Below are 1,609 nucleotides of genomic sequence, written 5' to 3' on the forward strand. Positions count from 1 at the left end.
GGGGGTGCGGATAAAAACTTGGACTGGTTTTACGTCACAATGCCAAGACAGTTTCGATATTCGATTGGGCTTCGTGCGCCAAGTGACATTTTGATCCGCTTCTCGTTGTACCATCGAATGTAGCCATCGACTTCCTTGATAAACTGCTCAATTGTGGTGGTCTTCCAATCACGGGGGTAGAAGAGCTCTGTTTTCAGTCTTCCGAAAAAGCCCTCGCATGCAGCGTTATCCGGGGAACAAGCCTTGCGGGACATTGATCGTACCAGCTTCGCATCACTGATCCGCGATAGCCAACCCGGCCAGCGATAGTGTGCACCCCGATCAGAATGTACTATTGGTCGTTCATCTGTACCTGTGACAGTTTCTATGGCGGCATCAAGCATCATATTGACCAATTCCGCATCTGGTCTCGTTCCGAGTGACCAGCTTATAACCAAACCATCAAAACAGTCGATGATGGGTGAGAGATACACCTTGCCAGCCGGGATATGGAATTCAGTGATATCAGTCAGCCATTTCTCATTCGGCGCTGAGGCCTGGAAGTCGCGATTTATGAGGTTCTCAGGTGCCGGACTAATTTCTCCGAGATAAGAGCGATATCGCCGCCGCTTTGGCGTGGCAACGATCAGGTTCTCTTGTTTCATCAAGCGCTGCACAACCTTCTCTGAGATTGTAACGGATTGTTTGGCTAATGATGCCTGTAGCCTGCGGTAGCCATAGCATCGACGGTTGGCTTCGAAGATTTCGGTGATGTTCTGACGAATAGTGAGGTACTTGTCGGTCATCCTCATGCGGGCTCGATGATAAAAGTATGAGCTGCGCGCCAGTCCCAACTGAGCAAGCAGATCGGAGAGTTGATAAAGATCTTTTAGGGCGTCAACCAACAGCGTTTTCTCCCGATTATTCAGGAGTTGCAGATCGACGCCCAGTTCTTTTTTTATGAGTTCCGTCGCTTTCTTCAAAAGGTCGTGCTCAAGCTGCAGTTTCTGAATATCGTGCTGCAGTGTTTCGAGCTGGCGCTCTAATTCTTCTCGCTCTGGCACTGGCGGTGAGTTGTTCTTGCGTTTCATGATTGCGGGAGCCTCCGGACCAAGTAACTGGTTTTTCCAGTTATACAGTGTCGGCCTGCATACGCCGAGCTTTTCAGCCAACGCCTGCGCGCTTTCTTGCCGATTATAAAGCCCGACAACGCCAGCCTTCTTCAACGTCTCCGGATATCGTGGACGTCCAGTTCTTCCAGTGACAGCTTTACTAGTTTCGGGAAACGCCTCACGAACCCATGCTGTCAACGTTGCACGACCGGGATAGCCCAAGGCGCGCATCGTTGCAGAAACACAACGACCATGCGTGCGGTAGTGCTCAACAGCCACTTCCTTCTGCGCCTGTGTGAACTTGGGGGCTCGGGGCGCAAATCCTAAACGCAGATCAAGATGGTGCTCATATTCCAGGTACCAGCCCTTCAAAGCATTCTTGCTTGGATAGCCCAACTGGCGAATAGTCGCTTTCGGGCGCTTGCCCAGCTTAATGTAGAGCGCAACTGCTCGCACCCGATCTTCGTAGGAATACATGAACTACCTCCATGATAGTCCAAGTTTTCGTCCGCACCCCC

General features: G+C 51.1%; 1 protein-coding gene. It reads right to left on the reverse strand.

What is annotated here, in order from left to right:
• Positions 1-29: 29 nt before the first annotated feature.
• Positions 30-1,568 (reverse strand): IS3 family transposase, encoded by a 1,539-nt coding sequence (locus FG152_RS27105; RefSeq protein ID WP_498989457.1) that lies wholly within the window; start codon positions 1,566-1,568, stop codon positions 30-32.
• Positions 1,569-1,609: the final 41 nt, after the last annotated feature.

Origin of the sequence: Ochrobactrum sp. XJ1 (assembly GCF_024701725.1) — a bacterium.
GTDB lineage: Bacteria > Pseudomonadota > Alphaproteobacteria > Rhizobiales > Rhizobiaceae > Brucella > Brucella anthropi.

Bases quoted from the DNA above. Each gene is read 5' to 3' on its own strand.
- FG152_RS27105 (WP_498989457.1), bottom strand. From the start codon at position 1,568: ATGTATTCCTACGAAGATCGGGTGCGAGCAGTTGCGCTCTACATTAAG.